Origin of the sequence: Streptomyces sp. NPDC020742 (genome assembly GCF_040641675.1) — a bacterium.
GTDB lineage: Bacteria > Actinomycetota > Actinomycetes > Streptomycetales > Streptomycetaceae > Streptomyces.
Map to the genome: position 1 here is coordinate 549,165 of NZ_JBFAEA010000001.1, position 16,123 is coordinate 565,287.

A 16,123-nucleotide genomic window follows, 5' to 3' on the forward strand; every position below is an offset into this window, starting at 1 on the left:
CCGGCGACGGAGCCGGGCGAGGCGACAAAGCAGCAAGGACCGGGCGGCGGACATTCCACGTGCGACAGGATGGACCCGTGCGAGGGGACGACATTCAGCCGGACGACCGTCGGCTGACGCTTGCCGTGCAGGCGGCACAGGGCGGCGACGAGGCGGCGTTCCGTACCGTTTACCGCGCCGTACATCCCCGACTTCTGGGATATGTGCGGACGTTGGTGAGCGAAGCGGACGTTGAGGATGTCACCTCCGAGGCCTGGCTCCAGATAACCCGCGACCTCGGGCGCTTCAGCGGCGACGCCGACCGCTTCCGCGGCTGGGCCGCCCGGATCGCCCGCAACCGCGCCCTGGACCACATCCGGATGCGCGGCCGGCGCCCGGCGGTCGGCGGCGACGAGAGCGAACTGGCCGACACCCCCGCCGCGTCCGACACCGCCGGCGAGGCGATGGAGGCCCTCGGCACCGGTCGCACCATGCGGCTGATAGCCAGGCTGCCGCAGGACCAGGCCGAGGCCGTGGTGCTGCGGGTGGTGGTCGGGCTGGACGCCAAGAGCACCGCGCAGGTGCTCGGCAAGCGGCCCGGTGCGGTGCGCACCGCCGCGCACCGCGGACTACGCCGGCTCGCCGAGCTGATCGGCGAGCCGCCGGGTGCCGGCAGTCATGGCGCGGACGGCACCGACGACCGCGCCGGGGACGCCTCCTCCGGTCGCCCCCCGCGGGCTCCGAAGGCGGGCGGCGGCACAGTGGGCGGAATGCCCCTCCAGGACCGAAGACGCCGGAATGGCGTGGCGGAATCGTACGTACCAGGTGTGACGGAAACGGCCGCACGAACGCAGAAGGACATGTGATGGCCGACGACCGGTACAACTGGCTCGACAAGGACGCCGCGGAGCGATTGCTGCGCGGTGAACCGGTCGGTGCCCGGCACGGCGACGGCGCACGCGAACTCGAACAGCTCCTGCAGGCCGCCGCCGCGGTCGGCGGCACGCCGCCGGGGAACTCCGCGCTGCCCGGCGAGGAGGCCGCCCTCGCGGCGTTCCGTCAGGCCGCCCACCAGGGTGCTGGCGCCCGGTCCGCCGGGCGCGCCACCGGCCGCGCGCAGCAGGCCGTCCGCGCCGAACGCACCCGGGTCGCCCGTCCGTTGCGGCGCGGCTTCGCCGTCGCGCTCGCCGCCTGCGCCATCGGCGGTGTCGCGGTGGCCGCCGGCACCGGCGTGCTGCCCACCCCGTTCCGGGGCGGCGACCCCGAGCCGGCCTCCAGCGTCTCCGCCGCCGAGAGCCCCGGGGCGATCGACACCCCCGAACCAGGGGCCCAGACCGACGGCACGACGGCGCAGACCCCCGACGCCACACCGGGCGGCGAGTCCGGCGAGCCCACCGACAGCCCGGCCCCCGGCAGCAGCCCGGGCGCGACGCGGGGCCCCGGCACGCCGGGCGGGCAGGGCAACACCGGCGGCAACGGCAAGGGCCGCGGCGGCGACAAGGGCGGACACGACACCAAGAAGGACCTCCTGCTGTCCCTCTGTCAGAGCTACGCATCCGGCAAACGGGACGGCATGGACCACGACGCCCTGCGGCGCCTGGAGAGCCGGGCCGGCGGTGCGGACAAGGTGCTCGCCTTCTGCCGGGCGTACCTGGCGCACGCCGCAACCGGCGGCGGCTCGGGTGACAACGATGGCTTCGGCGGTGGGCTCGGCGGCAGCGGCGACAGCGGCGGCTCCGGCGGCGACAAGGAGGACGGGCAACCCTCCTCGTCCTCCGGTGCTCCTTCCGGTTCCGGCCCTTCCCCCTCTGCTCCCCAGTCGTCCGTGAACCCCGCTGACCCGGGCAACGCGGCGCCCGGCGCGACGGCCACCAGCAAGGTGTGACGTTTTTTCGCCCCGTGACGCAGTACTGAGTGAAGCCGACTGGTCATCGGCTGAGCGAGGAGCCGGGGTTCCCCCCGTACCTACGGCTTCGCGCACTCGGCGCGGGCGGGGCACGTTCCCCCGGCCCTGCCCGCGCCCCATCCCACCGGCCCCGCCCCGGGCGGCAGTTGCCAGGTCTCAGTGATGGACGACGACCTTCGTCCCCTTCTTCACCGCATCGAACAGCGCCGCGACCTTCGCCCGGTCCCGTACGTTGACGCAGCCGTGCGAGGCGCCGGTGTAGCCGCGGGCCGCGAAGTCCGCCGAATAGTGCACCGCCTGACCGCCGCTGAAGAACATCGCGTACGGCATGGCCGTGTGGTAGAGCGTCGAGACATGGCGGCGGCTCTTGAACGTGATGGCGAAGGTGCCCTCGCGGGTGGGGGTGTACTGCGAGCCGAAGCGGACGTCCATCGCCGAGACGACCCGCCCGTCGACCACCCACGCCAGGGTGTTGCTCCGCTTGCTGATGCAGATCACCCGGCCCCGCAGGCAGCGCGGATCGGGCGTGCCGACCGGCCGGGCGGTGGGCGGGTGGAGCTCGCCGTGCGACGGCCGGCGGGTCCGGGCGCGCAGGGCGCTCCAGGTCGCCGGCGCGACGGTGCCCGTACGCGGCAGGCCCTGCTGCTTCTGGAAGGCGCGGACCGCGGTGGCGGTGACCGTGGCGTACCGGCCCGTCGGCGCCCGGTGGAACAGACCCAGCTGGGTGAGCCGCGCCTGGAGTTCGCGGACCCGGGTTCCGTGGGAGCCGAAGGCCAGCACCGGCCGGGCCGCGGGCGGGGCCGCGCGGACGGTGTGGTGCGGGCGCGCGGGGGCGAGGTGTCCGGCCCGGGCGGTCGGCGGCGTCTGACGGCCCAGCGGCGGGGGAGCGGGGGTGGTGGGGGCGTACTGGACGCCTCTGCCGTCCGGGCCGCCGGCCTTGGTGATCGTCACCGGCCGGCAGCCCACCGCGAGCGCCGCCACCACCAGCACCGTGGCCATCACCGGCGCCCTACCTCGTCCGCTGCTCCGCTTCATGCGCTCACCCCCGGATCTCGGCGGCCCGACCGGCCACCGGTGATGCTTCCCAGCGCTGCGGCGCGGCGAACCTCCGGGCATGCTGTGACAAAGGTGGGGAAAGCGCGAAACAAGGAAGTGGAGAAAACAGGAAAAAGGGGGAGGGGAAGGAAGGGCGGGGGGACGGAGAACTGGCGAACGGGCCCCGGAAGTGGTCCCCCAACGGGAGGCGTACCTCCATGGCGCAGGAATCGGACGGTGTCCGGCACAGCGAGAGCGGGCTGCCGATCGAGCCCGTGTACGGGCCGTCGGCGCTGGACGGCTGGGACGCCGGAAGCCGGCTCGGTGCGCCCGGCAGCTACCCCTACACCCGCGGCGTGTACCCGTCGATGTACACCGGACGGCCCTGGACGATGCGGCAGTACGCCGGCTTCGGCACCGCCCGGGAGTCCAACGCCCGCTACCGGCAGTTGATCGCCCACGGCACGACCGGCCTGTCGGTCGCCTTCGACCTGCCCACCCAGATGGGCCACGACTCCGACACCCCGATCGCCGCCGGCGAGGTCGGCAAGGTCGGGGTGGCCATCGACTCCGTCGAGGACATGCGGGTGCTGTTCGGCGGTATCCCGCTGGACCGGGTGTCCACCTCGATGACGATCAACGCCCCGGCAGCGCTGCTGCTGCTCCTCTACCAACTGGTGGCGGAGGAGGAAGGGGTGGCCCCGGACCGGCTGACCGGCACGATCCAGAACGACGTCCTCAAGGAGTACATCGCGCGGGGCACCTACATCTATCCCCCGCAGCCCTCGCTCCGGCTGACCGCCGACATCTTCCGGTACTGCCGGTCCGAGATCCCCCGGTGGAACACCATCTCGATCTCCGGCTACCACATGGCCGAGGCCGGTGCCTCGCCCGTGCAGGAGATCGCCTTCACGCTCGCCAACGGCATCGCCTACGTCCGTACCGCGCTGGCCGCCGGTATGGACGTCGACGACTTCGCCCCGCGGCTGTCGTTCTTCTTCGTCTCCCGGACCACGCTCCTCGAAGAGGTCGCGAAGTTCCGGGCCGCGCGCCGGATCTGGGCCCGGGTCATGCGGGAGGAGTTCGGGGCGCGCGACCCCAAGTCGCAGATGCTGCGGTTCCACACGCAGACGGCGGGGGTGCAGCTCACCGCCCAGCAGCCCGAGGTGAACCTCGCCCGGGTCACCGTCCAGGGGCTGGCGGCGGTGCTCGGCGGTACCCAGTCGCTGCACACCAACTCCTTCGACGAGGCCATCGCGCTGCCCACCGACAAGGCGGCCCGGCTCGCGCTGCGTACCCAGCAGGTGCTGGCGCACGAGACCGATGTGACCGCCACCGTCGACCCGTTCGCCGGTTCCTACGCCGTGGAGTCGATGACGGACGAGGTGGAGGAGGCGGCCGTGGCGCTGATGCAGCGGGTCGAGGAGAGCGGCGGCGCGGTCGCCGCCATCGAGCGGGGCTTCCAGAAGGACGAGATCGAGCGCAACGCCTACCGCATCGCCCAGGACACGGACTCCGGCGAGCGGGTGGTGGTCGGCGTCAACCGCTTCCAGCTGGACGAGGAGGAGCCCTACCAGCCGCTGCGAGTCGACCCGGCGATCGAGGCCCAGCAGGTCGAGCGGCTGGCCCTGCTGAGGTCCCGCCGCAACCGCCGCGCCGTGACGACGGCCCTGGACGCGCTGCGGAAGGCCGCCGAGGGCACCGACAACGTGCTGCCGCCGATGCGGGAGGCGCTGCGGGCGCGGGCGACGGTGGGCGAGGTGTGCGACGCGCTGCGGGAGGTCTGGGGGACGTATGTGCCGACCACCGCGTTCTGAGCGCACCGGCCAGGCCACCGTGCTCTGAGCACACCGGCCCCGGGCATCGCGTTCTGGCGCACTGGCCCTGACCGTCGCGCCCGTACCGCCGGCCGAGGGTGGCTCCCGGTGTGGGCCCCCTGCCGGTCTGCGTCAGACTGAGGGCATGTCGTCACCCCGCCGTGCGTGCCCCGTCTGCGCCCGAGAGATCGCCGTTGTCGGCGGCCACTTCGCCCGCCATGACCCTCCGGGGCGCCGGTCGGGGCTGGAGCTGATCTCCTGCCCGGGGTCGCGGAAGGTCGCTCCGCTGATGGCCCCGGCCGAGCGGCTCTTCGACCCCGAGGAGCCCCCGTTCCCGGGTCAGCAGCCGCTGTTCTGAGGCCGGCGGGGAGGGCGGGGTCGTACGTCACGGAAGACAGCGAGGTACCAACCGGATGAGCACCCCCGACGCCGCCCGCGACGTCATCGTCGTGATGGGCGTGGCCGGCACCGGCAAGACCACGATCGGCCCGCTGGTGGCCGCCGCACTGGGCGTCCCGTACGCCGAGGGCGACGCCTTCCACCCGGCGGCCAACATCACCAAGATGTCGGCGGGCGTCCCGCTGGACGACGCCGACCGGGGCCCCTGGCTGGACGCGATCGGCGCCTGGGCGCACGGCCGGGCCGGGCGCGGCGGGGTGGTCAGCTGCTCCGCCCTCAAGCGCGCCTACCGCGACCGGCTGGTGTCCGCCGCCCCCGGCCTCGTCTTCCTGCACCTCACCGGCGACCGCGCGCTGATCGTGTCGCGGATGGCCGACCGCACGGGCCACTTCATGCCCACCGCCCTGCTGGACTCCCAATTCGCCGCCCTCGAACCGCTCGGGCGCGACGAGCGGGGCGTGGCCGTGGACGTCTCCGGCCCCCCCGCCGCAGATCGCCGCCCGTGCGGTGGCCGCGCTGCGTGCCCTGGACGCTCCGGATCACCCGGCTGGTTAGCGCCCGGCGGACGGACCGAGCGGCCGAACCCCCTGGGGCGGAGCACCGCCCCGGGCGCCCCACCCCCCTCTCAGGCGCCTGGCACCGATACGAGGCCGCGCTCCGCGGACATCCCGCGGGGCGCGGCCTCGTACGTGTCGTCAGGCGGCCGACGACGCGGCCGGCACCCCCGCGTACGCGGTCAGCGCCGCAGCCACCCGCGCGGTGGCGTCCTGCGCCGGTGCGCCCAGGGCGAGGTAGCCGTCGGGGCGGATGAGCAGCACGGCGGGGTCGGCGCCGTAGGCGTCGCGGACGTGGCCGTCGGTGTCCACCAGGTCGGGTGACGGGCCGCCCACCCGGACGGTGCGCAGCAGCTCCGGGCCCAACGGCAGCGCGGTCTCGTCGATCTCGGCGCCGAACAGCGCGAGCAGGGTGAAGTGCGGGCCGCGGAAGACGTCGAAGAGGCGGGTGGGCGTGCCGTCGGCGGTGCGGCAGGGCGCGTCGGGCGCCCGGTCCCCGGCGACCCGTACGCCCTCCGGGAGGCCCGTCCGCAGCTCGGTGCTCAACGGGCTCTCGGGGTAGCCGATGTCGAGCTGGTGCAGGTCCCGGCCGCGGCGCGGCGTACCGGAGCGGTGCAGCCGGGTGCTGGTCTCCAGGATGCGCGCGGCGATCGGGCGGCGCTCGGCCTCGTAGGTGTCGAGCAGGGTGTCGGGTGCGCCGTGCCGCAGCACCTGGCCGAGCTTCCAGCCGAGGTTGTAGGCGTCCTGGACGCTGGTGTTCAGGCCCTGGCCGCCGGCCGGGGAGTGGATGTGGGCAGCGTCGCCGGCCAGGAAGACCCGTCCGGTGCGGTAGGAGTCGGCCATGCCGGCGCGGGGGCGGTAGACGGAGGTCCAGATGACCTCGCGGACCTGCTCCTCGGCGAGGTGGGTGTGCCGGGCGAACGCGGACCGGACGAACTCCGGTGTGGTCTCGGGCGGTTCGCCGAACGCCGCGAGGAGGACCTGGAAGCGGTCGGTGCCGGCGAGCGGCAGCGCCGAGACGAACCCCTGGTCCGCCAGCATCCAGCGGTGCCAGTGGTCGCGGTCCAGGCCGTCGATCCGGACGTCGGCGAGCAGCGCGGCGCCCGGCTCCAGCTCCGGGCCGCTCATCGGGGTGCCCAGAGCCCGGCGTACGGTGCTGCGCCCGCCGTCGGCGGCGACGAGGTAGCGCGCGCGGACGGTGTGCAACGCGCCGCCGGGCAGCCGGAGGTGGGCCGTCACGCCCGCCGGATCCTGCTGGAACGCGGTGAGTTCGGTGTCCATGAGGAGCGCGCCGCCCAGTTCCGTCAGCCGGTCGTGCAGCAGCTCGACGTTGCGGAACTGCGGCACCATCAGGGTGTTGGAGTACGGCACGGCGGGCGTCGGGTCGACCCGCTCGATCACCTCCTGGGTCTCGGCGATCCGCCCGTCCTGCCACAGGGCCATGTCCGGGTACCGCCCGCCCGCCGCGTGCAGGGCCTCCAGCAGCCCGAAGTCGTCGTAGACCTCCTGGGTGCGGGGCTGTACCGCGGTGCCGCGGGCGCCGGGGGCGAGGTGCTCCTGCCGCTCGACGGTCAGCGCGGTCACGCCCCGCCGCGCCAGGTCGGTGGCGAGCGCGAGGCCGGTCGGGCCGGCGCCGGCGATCAGTACGTCGACGGTCGTGGGGAGGTCGTGGGTAACACCGGACGCGCCCTTAACGTTGTTAAGTTCCATGGCTCCGAGGATGGGCTTAACGGTGTTAAGTTGTCAACATGGTTTCGCGAATCGATCGGAAACAGGTCGTCGACACCGCGCTGCGGCAGCTGAACGAGGTCGGCCTCGAAGGGCTCACCCTGCGGCGCATCGCCAAGGAGCTGAACGTCCAGGCCCCCGCGCTGTACTGGCACTTCAAGAACAAGCAGGAGCTGCTGGACGAGATGGCCACCGAGATGTTCCGGCGGATGGTCGCCCCGCTCGTGGCCGTATCCACCGAGGGGCCCGCACCGGACGACGGCTGGCAGGAGCTGATGGCCTCCGGCTGCCGGGAGCTGCGCCGCCAACTGCTCGGCTACCGCGACGGCGGCAAGGTCTTCAGCGGCACCCGGATGACCGATGAGACCTTCGCCGGGCCGCTGGAGGGCATCCTGCAACGGCTCACCGGGGCGGGATTCACCCTGCGCGAGGCGATCCAGGGGTGGTGGACCGCCTACAACTTCACCATCGGCCTGGTGATCGAGGAGCAGTCGGTCCACCCGGAACCGGGCTCCCCGGACACCCGCGATCCGGCGTACGACCTGGAACTCCGAGCGCGCCAGATCGGGGAGGGCCTTCCGCTGGCGACGGCGGCCGGCGAGGAGATGTTCGGCGACATCGAGCGGAACTTCGAGGCCGGCCTGCGCATCGTGATCGCGGGCATGGAGGCGACGGCCTCCGGCGGGCGGGGGTGAGCGGCCGGGCGGTCAGGAGAGGGCATGGACCGCTTGGCGAGCGGCAGCCGGGCGGTTCGGGTGGTCAGTAGGGTGTGCGCATGATTCGTGCGGTGGTCTTCGACGTCGGTGAGTGCCTGGTCGACGAGACGCGGGAGTATGGCACGTGGGCTGACTGGCTTGGCGTGCCGCGGCACACTTTCGCGGCGATGTTCGGGGCGGTGATCGCGCAGGGACGGGACTACCGCGACGTATTCCAGGAGTTCCGGCCCGGCTTCGATCTGTACGAGCAGCGCGCGGCGCGCGCCGCTGCCGGGCAGCCAGAGCACTTCGACGAGTCGGACCTGTACCCGGACGTCCGGCCGGCCCTGGCGCATCTGCGCCGCGAGGGGCTGTGGCTCGGCATCGCGGGGAACCAGACGGTGCGCGCCGGCGGCATCCTGCGTGGTCTCTTCGCGGACGACGTCGACCTCATCGGCACGTCGGACGACTGGGGCGCCAGCAAGCCGGATCCCGAGTTCTTCGCCAGCGTCGCGGCGGCGGTCCCCTTCCAGCCGCAAGAGATCCTTTACGTCGGTGACCGGGTGGACAACGACCTACGGCCCGGCGCTGCCGCCGGAATGCACACCGCTCTTGTGCACCGCGGGCCGTGGGCCACGATCCAGTGGAACACCCAGGAGGCGCGTGAACTTCCGACGTTCCGCGTCGAGTCCCTCGCGGAGCTCCCGGAAGCGGTGGCGAAATTCAACGTGACAGGGCGCTGACGGTCGTCGCCCATCCGTAGAGGCGCTCGTCGAGGTCCCGCACACACTGATCGTGTTGGCGCGGGGCGAGAGCACGGCGCACCTCCCGGATGCGTTCCATGCCGGTCGCGTACCAGGTGATCTCCAGCTGATCGAGTGCGAGGCAGGCGTACCGGCATGCTTCCTGTGCTTGTCCGGCGGCGGCTTCGACGGCTGCCAAATCACCGTAGACCACGGTGCGTTGTTTGTTCTGTGCGGCCGGAATCTGATCGAGGACGTCGAGCAGTGTGGTGCGCGCCTGGGGCAGGTGCCCGGCCGTCAGCTGGGTGTTGCCCTTGAAAGCGGCCAGGCGTACGGGGCTGAACCAGTCCATCCATGGCGGGCTGGGGTGCTCGGAGCATTGGGTGAGGGTCTCTTCGGCGTGTCCGATCAGGTGCATTGCCGTGCGCAGACTCCCGCACCGGGTCTCGCACTCCGCCTCGACTGCGTCCAGCCAGGCCAGGAACTCCGTCGAGGCGGGGCCGCGCCGGGCGTATGTCCGGGCGGCCACCATGCGCTCCAATGCAGCGTCGCGGTCGCCCGACCATCCGGGGATGAAGGCGCTGTGGGCGAGGATCGCGGCCCCGATCAGAGAGTCGTCCGCCTCGCCCGCGGCCTGAAGAGCGCGGAGCAGGGTGGGGCCGGCGTCATCAGGATCGCGAAGATCGAAGAATTCAATGCGCCCTGCGAGCAGCCAGGTCTCAGCGAGGGCCGTCGCCACAGACCGGCGAGTCTGCCCAGCCGTCTCAGTGAGGAGTGCGCACCCCAGATCTGCGTGCGCGCGGACGGCGGGGTGGAGGGTGGCCGGTGCCACGGACCAGTACAGGTGTCGGTGGGAGCGGGTGACGCTCTCGTAGTCAGCTGCCACTGACGAGGGCTGCAGGGACGTGCCGGACCGTGAGGGTACGGCCGGCAGTTGGGCCGATCCACCGCGTGGCACGTGCGGGGTGCTTCGCCCTGCGGCCGGGCGGTCGCGGCCGGCAGGGATGGCGAATCCCAGCGCTTCCATGTCCTGGCCGGTGAGCTGCGTGAGGCGTTGCTGCATGTCGGGGTGCGGCCATGGCGGCTTGTCGGACTCCCAGCGGCGGACTTGGCGTACGTCTACGCCGAGCGCCTCGGCGAATGCCTGCTGGGTGGGGTAACCCGCTGCCACACGGGCCGACTTGAGCCTGAAGTTACCTACGGGCCGCGCCATGTTGCACCTCCGTTGTGGGCCTCTGAGCAGTGTCCTGCCCGGGTCCTCACTGTGGCCACACATCACCCGTATTGGGAGCCAAGAGTCCTTATTGGTGCAGTGAAAAGTCCTTTGGGAGTCCTCGCTATCAGCGTGTGCGACCAGGAGTCTTGACGCACGTTCATCCGAGCAGCGGTGGCGAGGAGAGTGCTGCGACAACTCCTCCGCCCTGTGCAGGACGACACGAACGAGCTGCCCCACGGCTCGAACGCCCCTGAGGGGCGGTTGCCCTACCCGACTGGCCACATGCGAGAGCCCACGACCGTCCGACCGGCTGGGGGCGTGGCACTCACCGCTGGGAGTTGAAGACAGTGCTGCACACAATCGGGAAGATCTTGGAACCGGTGCTGTGCCGGTTACTGCCTGCCGGGGGCCGCCACCGCGCGGCGGGCGGCCACCCCGCCGCGCGGAGTGTGGAGGTGGCGGCCGGATGAACCCCATGGACACCGTGCGTCTGCTGCCGTGGTCGAGCCCGGAGGGGAAGCCGTGCTTCGTGGCAGGTGACGGGACCGGATACGTCTCGCGAATGGCTGACAGGATGGAGGCGGTGCAGCTCGATTCGGCTGCCGAACTCATCGAGGAAGCCCGTGGCATGCTTGCGGGCCGGACGTGGACGCCCGGGGAACTGCACCTGCTGGCCGTCGAGTTGACCGCGGCCCTTGCCGATGTCCACCGGGTGGCGGAGAGCCGAGGGGCTCGCCTGCCCGCATCTGACGACGACCTTCAACCTGAACCTGATCCCGGAGACGACAGGCCGTAATCAAGCTACTGGCTCCCGCAGCCCACCCTGGCGACGGGGGCCGATCCCAAGCCCGTACCTCGGCGTCGTAGCTGGCCCGAGGGCCGGTGCCGCAGTGCTCAGGAAGGGCCGCGGCGGGGGTCGATGGCCTGTTTCAGGCGGGGGGTCAGCGGGCGTTCGATGAAGCGGTGGAGCAGCCAGGCCAGCAGGAGCATCAGGGCCACCGTCAGCAGCAAGGTGGCGTACGAGGGCAGGCCGAGGTCGTGGTGCAGGGTGTGCACCACGACCCAGCCCAGGTGCTCGTGCACCAGGTAGAAGGGGTAGGTCAGCGCGCCCGCGACGGTCAGCCAGCGCCAGTTCGCCCAGTGCAGCTTGCCCAGGGCGACCGCTGCGACCAGGGCGAAGCCGAGGGTGACGACGGCGATGATGCCGGCCGTGGAGCGGTAGGAGAAGGCGTGCACCGACGGGGCGTGCCAGAGGCCGGCGACCGCGTAGTGCTGCCCGATCAGCCAGCTGACCAGGACGATCGCCCAGGCGACGGGGTCCTTGCCGCCGTAGCGGTGCAGCAGGTACAGGCCGATGCCGCCGATGAAGAACGGGGCGTACTCCGGCATCAGGACGGTGTCGAGGAACGGCTGGTGGGCCGCCTGGGCGAGCGCGGCGGCCAGCGTCCAGCCCGCACAGAAGAGGACGACGCGGCTGCGGGTGGCCCCCGGCAGGACGACGCAGAGCGCGAAGAGCGCGTAGAAGCGCATCTCCGCCCACAGGGTCCAGCAGACGCCGAGCACCCGGTGCGCGCCGAGCGGCTGTTGGAGCATGGTGAGGTTGGTGAGCACCTCACTGGGCGGCAGCGCCTTGTAGGCGACCCAGGGGAGCGCGAAGACCGCGGTGACCAGGAGGACCGCGACCCAGTACGCCGGGTAGAGGCGGGAGATGCGGCTGGCGATGAAGGCCCTGAGCGTACGGCCCCAGCCGCTGAGGCAGATGACGAAGCCGCTGATCACGAAGAAGATCTGGACGCCCAGGCAGCCGTAGGCGAACAGCGGTGCCGCGGTGGGGAACTGATGGGCCGGGGAACCGCCCCAGGCCTGGGCTATCTCGCCGTCGCGCCCTCCGTAGTGGTACGCGGCGACCATCAGGGCGGCGAGCAGCCGCAGCCCGTCGAGGGCGCGCAGCCGGGACGGCCCTCCCCCGGCCCGTGCGGCCGGGGGGACGCCCGTGCTGCGCCCCGGTATGACGGACTGCCGGCCGGCGGCGTCGCCCGGCGCGAGCGGGGGCGCGCCGGCCGTCAGCGGGGAGGCGGTCATCCGAACACGGCCCGCTTCTTCAGCCGCCGCTGCACCGCTCGGGCTCGGCGGGCGACCCGGCGGACCGTGGCGTTGCGCGGGATGAACGACAGCTGCGAGGGGATCGCCCCGGGCAGTGCCAGCGCGCTCAGCCGGCGGCGCTTGAAGTAGCGCCAGGTGTGGGCGTCGAGGTGGGCGGCCAGATAGCGCTCGGCGGCCGGCCGCAGCTCGGGGTAGATCTGGTGCTGCATCGCATAGCCGACCGCGCTGACCAGGCCCTCGACCCGGTCGGCGGTGGTGAACGCCCTCGGGTGGTCGCTGGTGTCGCCGAGGTCGGGCAGCAGCGCGTCCACCAGCGTGACCGGGATGCGGTTGCTGTTCTGGTACGGCTTGAGGCGCTCCAGCAGCAGGCCGGTGCCGGTGCGGGCGGTCGGCAGGCCGTAGAAGGAGGACGCCGTCAGCAGCGCGGTGGAGAAGCAGCCGGCCACCAGCGCGGGCCGCATCCGCTGGTGCAGGACCTCGGCCAGCACCGGACTGTCCAGCACGGTCAGCGCGACCCCCAGCTGCTCCGCCTCCTGCTCCAGCAGCCGCGACCAGCGGGCCGGCGCCGACGGGTGCGGCTTGAAGACGACCTCCCGGTGCCCGCGCTCGTGCGCGCCGCGCAGCATCCGCACATGCAGCTGCTCCTCCTCCTCGGGGGAGAGGATGTCGAGCGCGGAGAGGTACTGGCCGAGCAGCAGGGCCGCTCCTTCGGGGACGTCCAGCTCCCCGCTGGCGTCGGAGATCTCCGACAGCACCTTGGTGAAGGCATCGGTCGGCACGGTCTGCGCCGGTACGCCGAACTCGGTGAGCAGCAGCGGGGTCAGGCCCGGCACCAGGTCCAGGTGCAGCAGGCGGTTGATCCGGGTGCCGATCAGCGGGTCGAGCTTGTCGCGGGTGGGGCCGTAGCTCATCAGGCCGTCGGCGTAGACGTCGATCGGGGCGTCGGGGAAGAGCTGGGCGACCGCCTGTGCCGGGTTGACCTGGATGGACTCCACCACCAGCTCGATCCGGTCGTCGCCCAGCCCCCACAGCAGCCGCAGGTGGCGCTCCCATAGCGGGGCGTCGCCCGCGCGCGGGGACCAGCCGCCGGGGTGGAAGGGGCTGATCGTCTCGTTCCAGGACAGCACCCGGCCGAAGCGGCTCCGGAGCCGGTCGAAGCCGGGCATGGTGTCCACCGACGGGGCGGTCTCCGGGGTCATGGCGTTGTTGCTGAGCAGCAGCAGCCGGCGGTCGGCCGGTGCGAAGCAGTCGGCGTCCAGCGCGGCGGCCAGCGTCGCGGCGCCGTAGAGCGTGGACGCCATGAAGATCTGGGTGAGCGGTCGGGTGGACATCAGGCGGCCACCTCCGCGGTGGGGGAGGGACGGCGGCGCAGCCGCCGCAGCCGGGACGCGCGCTGCACATCCATCGAATCCAGAGCTTCCTTCAGTACGTCCTGCGGCATGCGCTTCATGGCCGCGGCGCTCATCGAGCGCAATTTACGGGCGACCTGCGGCTCGAATCGTTCGATCGAACCGAGGTGGTGAGAAATGATCGCGCAATACGTGCGCACCGCCTTGGGCAGCAGCAATTCCGCATCACGGTCCTGTGCGGTTTCCTCGATCACCTGGTCGAATGCGCGAATGAAGTCCAATTGCCGGACGTCTCCGATCTGGGTGAGCGAGGAGGCGACGCCGCGCCGGTAGAAAACGCCGAGCAGTCCGACCACCGCCATGGACCTCGCCTCGCGGTGCAGCCGCCAGATCCACGGCCGGTCCTCCGCGGTGCGCAGTCCGTCCTTGAAATGCAGCACCCCGTCGTCCAGTAGCCGGCGGTGGTACATGCCCGCCCAGGCGTAGGCGTAGTCGACCGAGGTGGAGCGGTCGGCTGGCAGGATCACCGAGCGCGGGTCCAGCACCACTCCGCGCCGGCCGTGTGGCACGCGGTGCACGGTGCGCGCCCGGGCGGTGCACTGGACGTGGTCGGTGCGGACGAAGTCGCACCCCAACTCCTCCATGGTGGACAGGAGTTCGGGGTAATAGCCGGGGGCGAGCCAGTCGTCGCCGTCCAGGAAGGTCAGATACTCCCCGCGGGCCGCGTCCAGGCCGGTGTTGCGCGCGGTGGCCAGGCCGCCGTTGCGCTCGTGCCGCAGGACTCTGGCACCCGGCAGCTCGCGTTCGGCACGCGCGAGGATCTCCGGGGTCCCGTCGCGCGAACAGTCGTCGACGAGCAGGAATTCAAAGTCCTCGCGGGCGTTCGCCGCCAGGCTTTTCAGGGTGTCGGGCGCGTATGTCTGCACGTTGTAGAACGGCACGATGACGGAGAGCTTAACCACCCGGGTGACGTTAGGTGCCGAGCCGCCATTCGTCTTTACGCGGTGCGGGCACCCAGGTGAACGAAGAATGGCGGGATGGTTAACCAGGTCGATTGTCGGGCCGGTTAGCCATTCGTCGACCCGCTGTTAACCCTTTGTTGCGACCCAGTTGGCCCGACAAACGGAATGCCTTCCTAGCGTCATCGACGTGCCATCACGTACCGCTTCTACTCCGCGGATCGCCGTGCTCGCCGATTCGGACACCCGGTGGAAATGGGGCGCTTTGACAGCGTACCGGATCCAATCGGACATCCGACTCGACGGGTACCTGCTCCGCGGCCGCGCCACTCCCACGGTCCGCCAGCTCGACGAGGTCGGCGCCCGTGCGGACTCGCTGCGCGAAATCAGGGGAGTCGACTTCGTCCGGTCCCTCGACCGTACGCGGTACGACGTCATCGTGCTGGCCTGTGTCGGCGGAGCGGTGCAGGCGATGCTGCACGGCCTCGCCCGCGCCTGGCAGCAGGAGGCGCCGGCGGACGCCGCCGGGCAGCGCCGCCCCGTGGTCGTCACCGGCTACGTCGGGGTGGTCTACGAGAAGCTCGCCGACGGGCTGCTGCTGCGGCACGGCGCGGACGTCGTCCTCGCCAACTCCCGTTACGACGCCGACCGGTTCCGCGCGGTCTACCGCGGGGTCGGCGCCGATGACCACAGCGTCGTGGAGTGCGCGCTGCCCTTCCTGGGCGGTGCCCGCTACACCGGCCCGGGCGCCGAAAGCCGGCCCCACACCGTGGTGTTCGCCGCCCAGCCCTCCGTCCCGGACAGCCGCGCGGACCGCACCTACCTGCTGCGCAGGGCGGTGGAGCACGCCCGCCGGCACCCCGGCCGGGAGGTGCTGATCAAGCTCCGCAGCAAGCCGGGCGAGCACACCACCCACATCGAGGAACTGCCCTACCAGAAGCTCGCCGCCAAGGTCCCCGGCGGAATGCCCGCCAACTGCCGCCTGGTGTACGGGAACATGGGCGAGGTCCTGGACCGCACCGACCTGCTGGTGACGGTCAGCTCGACCGCCGCCCTGGAGTCGCTGCACCGCGGCATCCCCACCGCCGTCCTCACCGACCTCGGCGTCCGCGAGGTCCTCGGCAACCACCACTTCCTCGGCTCCGGCTGCCTGGCCTCCTGGGACGAGCTGGATGCCGGACACCTCCCGCAGCCCGACCGGGAGTGGCTGGCCGCCCAGGGCGTCGCCGCCGACGGGGACTACGAGCAGGCCTTCGACGCCGCCCGCGCCCGGGTCACCGAGCTGCGCGCGGCCGACCGCCTGCCGGCCCTGGCCCCGTACTACACACCCCGCACCGCCCCCGGCTACCTCCCCGGCATCCTCGCCCGGCACGGCCTGGACCCCGAGGGCGAACCGCTGCCCGGCCACGCCGAGGCCCCCGAGCAGACCGGCGGACTGCGCCGGGTCGCCCGCGAGACCGTCCGCGAGGCCGCCCGCGGCGCCTACCGGCACGGCGTCCAGCGCGTCGCGCCCGCCATCCGCCGCTGGGGGCAGCTGTGACCGCCCACCCTCCCCCAGCCACCGCTGGGAGGTACCCCCAGCCCACCGCCGCCTCGCACGGGGCCCTCCCGGACGCCGTCCGGCGGGAAGCCCACCGTGC

14 protein-coding genes and 1 pseudogene are annotated in these 16,123 nt (G+C 72.3%); 9 read left to right on the top strand and 6 right to left on the bottom strand.

The window, feature by feature from the left end; all coding sequences use genetic code 11:
* Nucleotides 1-77: 77 nt before the first annotated feature.
* The gene (locus AB0G84_RS02315; RefSeq protein ID WP_361314225.1) at nucleotides 78-845 is read left to right on the top strand and encodes an RNA polymerase sigma factor; all 768 of its coding nucleotides are present in this window, start codon (nucleotides 78-80) and stop codon (nucleotides 843-845) included.
* Entirely contained in the window at nucleotides 845-1,864 is a 1,020-nt protein-coding gene (locus AB0G84_RS02320) for a hypothetical protein (RefSeq protein ID WP_361314228.1), read from the top strand. Before AB0G84_RS02315 ends, AB0G84_RS02320 begins: the two co-directional genes overlap by 1 nt.
* Before the next feature lie 177 nt (nucleotides 1,865-2,041).
* Here AB0G84_RS02320 and AB0G84_RS02325 read toward each other — a convergent pair whose 3' ends face one another.
* Nucleotides 2,042-2,920, bottom strand: coding sequence for a L,D-transpeptidase family protein (locus AB0G84_RS02325; RefSeq protein WP_361314230.1), 879 nt, complete (start codon nucleotides 2,918-2,920; stop codon nucleotides 2,042-2,044).
* A 218-nt stretch (nucleotides 2,921-3,138) separates the two neighbouring features.
* Between AB0G84_RS02325 and AB0G84_RS02330 the strand changes: the two genes are divergently transcribed.
* The 3 genes and pseudogenes from AB0G84_RS02330 to AB0G84_RS02340 all read left to right on the top strand — a co-directional run bounded on the left by AB0G84_RS02330 (nucleotide 3,139) and on the right by AB0G84_RS02340 (nucleotide 5,691).
* Entirely contained in the window at nucleotides 3,139-4,737 is a 1,599-nt protein-coding gene (locus tag AB0G84_RS02330) for a methylmalonyl-CoA mutase family protein (protein ID WP_361314232.1), read from the top strand.
* Nucleotides 4,738-4,882: 145 nt separating this feature from the next.
* Nucleotides 4,883-5,095, top strand: a complete 213-nt coding sequence (locus AB0G84_RS02335) for a hypothetical protein (protein ID WP_361314235.1) — start codon at nucleotides 4,883-4,885, stop codon at nucleotides 5,093-5,095.
* A gap of 55 nt (nucleotides 5,096-5,150) precedes the next feature.
* Nucleotides 5,151-5,691 (top strand): annotated as a pseudogene (locus tag AB0G84_RS02340) (gluconokinase).
* A gap of 140 nt (nucleotides 5,692-5,831) precedes the next feature.
* Here the strand turns inward: AB0G84_RS02340 and AB0G84_RS02345 are convergent.
* Nucleotides 5,832-7,400, bottom strand: a complete 1,569-nt coding sequence (locus AB0G84_RS02345; protein WP_361314237.1) for an FAD-dependent monooxygenase — start codon at nucleotides 7,398-7,400, stop codon at nucleotides 5,832-5,834.
* Nucleotides 7,401-7,438: 38 nt separating this feature from the next.
* On the opposite strand from AB0G84_RS02345, the gene AB0G84_RS02350 reads away from it, so the two are divergent.
* Together AB0G84_RS02350 and AB0G84_RS02355 are read left to right on the top strand one after the other, a co-directional pair.
* A complete protein-coding gene (locus AB0G84_RS02350) occupies nucleotides 7,439-8,113 on the top strand; it encodes a TetR/AcrR family transcriptional regulator C-terminal domain-containing protein (RefSeq protein WP_361314239.1) in 675 nt (224 codons plus the stop codon).
* 80 nt (nucleotides 8,114-8,193) lie between these two features.
* Nucleotides 8,194-8,856: an HAD family hydrolase gene (locus AB0G84_RS02355; RefSeq protein WP_361314242.1), complete on the top strand. Its 663-nt coding sequence runs from the start codon at nucleotides 8,194-8,196 to the stop codon at nucleotides 8,854-8,856.
* Here the strand turns inward: AB0G84_RS02355 and AB0G84_RS02360 are convergent.
* Nucleotides 8,837-10,069, bottom strand: a complete 1,233-nt coding sequence (locus AB0G84_RS02360) for a helix-turn-helix domain-containing protein (protein ID WP_361314245.1) — start codon at nucleotides 10,067-10,069, stop codon at nucleotides 8,837-8,839. The two genes, AB0G84_RS02355 and AB0G84_RS02360, sit on opposite strands and share 20 nt — an antisense overlap.
* A gap of 469 nt (nucleotides 10,070-10,538) precedes the next feature.
* Here AB0G84_RS02360 and AB0G84_RS02365 point away from each other — a divergent pair, with 469 nt between their 5' ends.
* On the top strand, nucleotides 10,539-10,868 hold the full coding sequence (locus tag AB0G84_RS02365) for a hypothetical protein (protein WP_361314247.1): 330 nt from the start codon (nucleotides 10,539-10,541) through the stop codon (nucleotides 10,866-10,868).
* Between the two features lie 98 nt (nucleotides 10,869-10,966).
* Here AB0G84_RS02365 and AB0G84_RS02370 read toward each other — a convergent pair whose 3' ends face one another.
* From AB0G84_RS02370 to AB0G84_RS02380, 3 genes are read right to left on the bottom strand one after another with little or no spacing between them, the layout of a single operon-like run.
* Nucleotides 10,967-12,154 (bottom strand): acyltransferase, encoded by a 1,188-nt coding sequence (locus tag AB0G84_RS02370; RefSeq protein ID WP_361314250.1) that lies wholly within the window; start codon nucleotides 12,152-12,154, stop codon nucleotides 10,967-10,969.
* Nucleotides 12,151-13,506 carry a polysialyltransferase family glycosyltransferase gene (locus AB0G84_RS02375; protein ID WP_361314252.1) on the bottom strand — a complete coding sequence of 452 codons (1,356 nt, stop codon included), beginning with the start codon at nucleotides 13,504-13,506 and terminating at the stop codon, nucleotides 12,151-12,153. The genes AB0G84_RS02370 and AB0G84_RS02375 overlap by 4 nt, the downstream gene beginning before the upstream one ends.
* Nucleotides 13,506-14,486, bottom strand: coding sequence for a glycosyltransferase family 2 protein (locus AB0G84_RS02380; protein WP_361314255.1), 981 nt, complete (start codon nucleotides 14,484-14,486; stop codon nucleotides 13,506-13,508). The genes AB0G84_RS02375 and AB0G84_RS02380 overlap by 1 nt, the downstream gene beginning before the upstream one ends.
* A gap of 223 nt (nucleotides 14,487-14,709) precedes the next feature.
* Here AB0G84_RS02380 and AB0G84_RS02385 point away from each other — a divergent pair, with 223 nt between their 5' ends.
* Nucleotides 14,710-16,023, top strand: a complete 1,314-nt coding sequence (locus AB0G84_RS02385) for a DUF6716 putative glycosyltransferase (RefSeq protein ID WP_361315089.1) — start codon at nucleotides 14,710-14,712, stop codon at nucleotides 16,021-16,023.
* The last annotated feature ends 100 nt before the right edge of the window (nucleotides 16,024-16,123 follow it).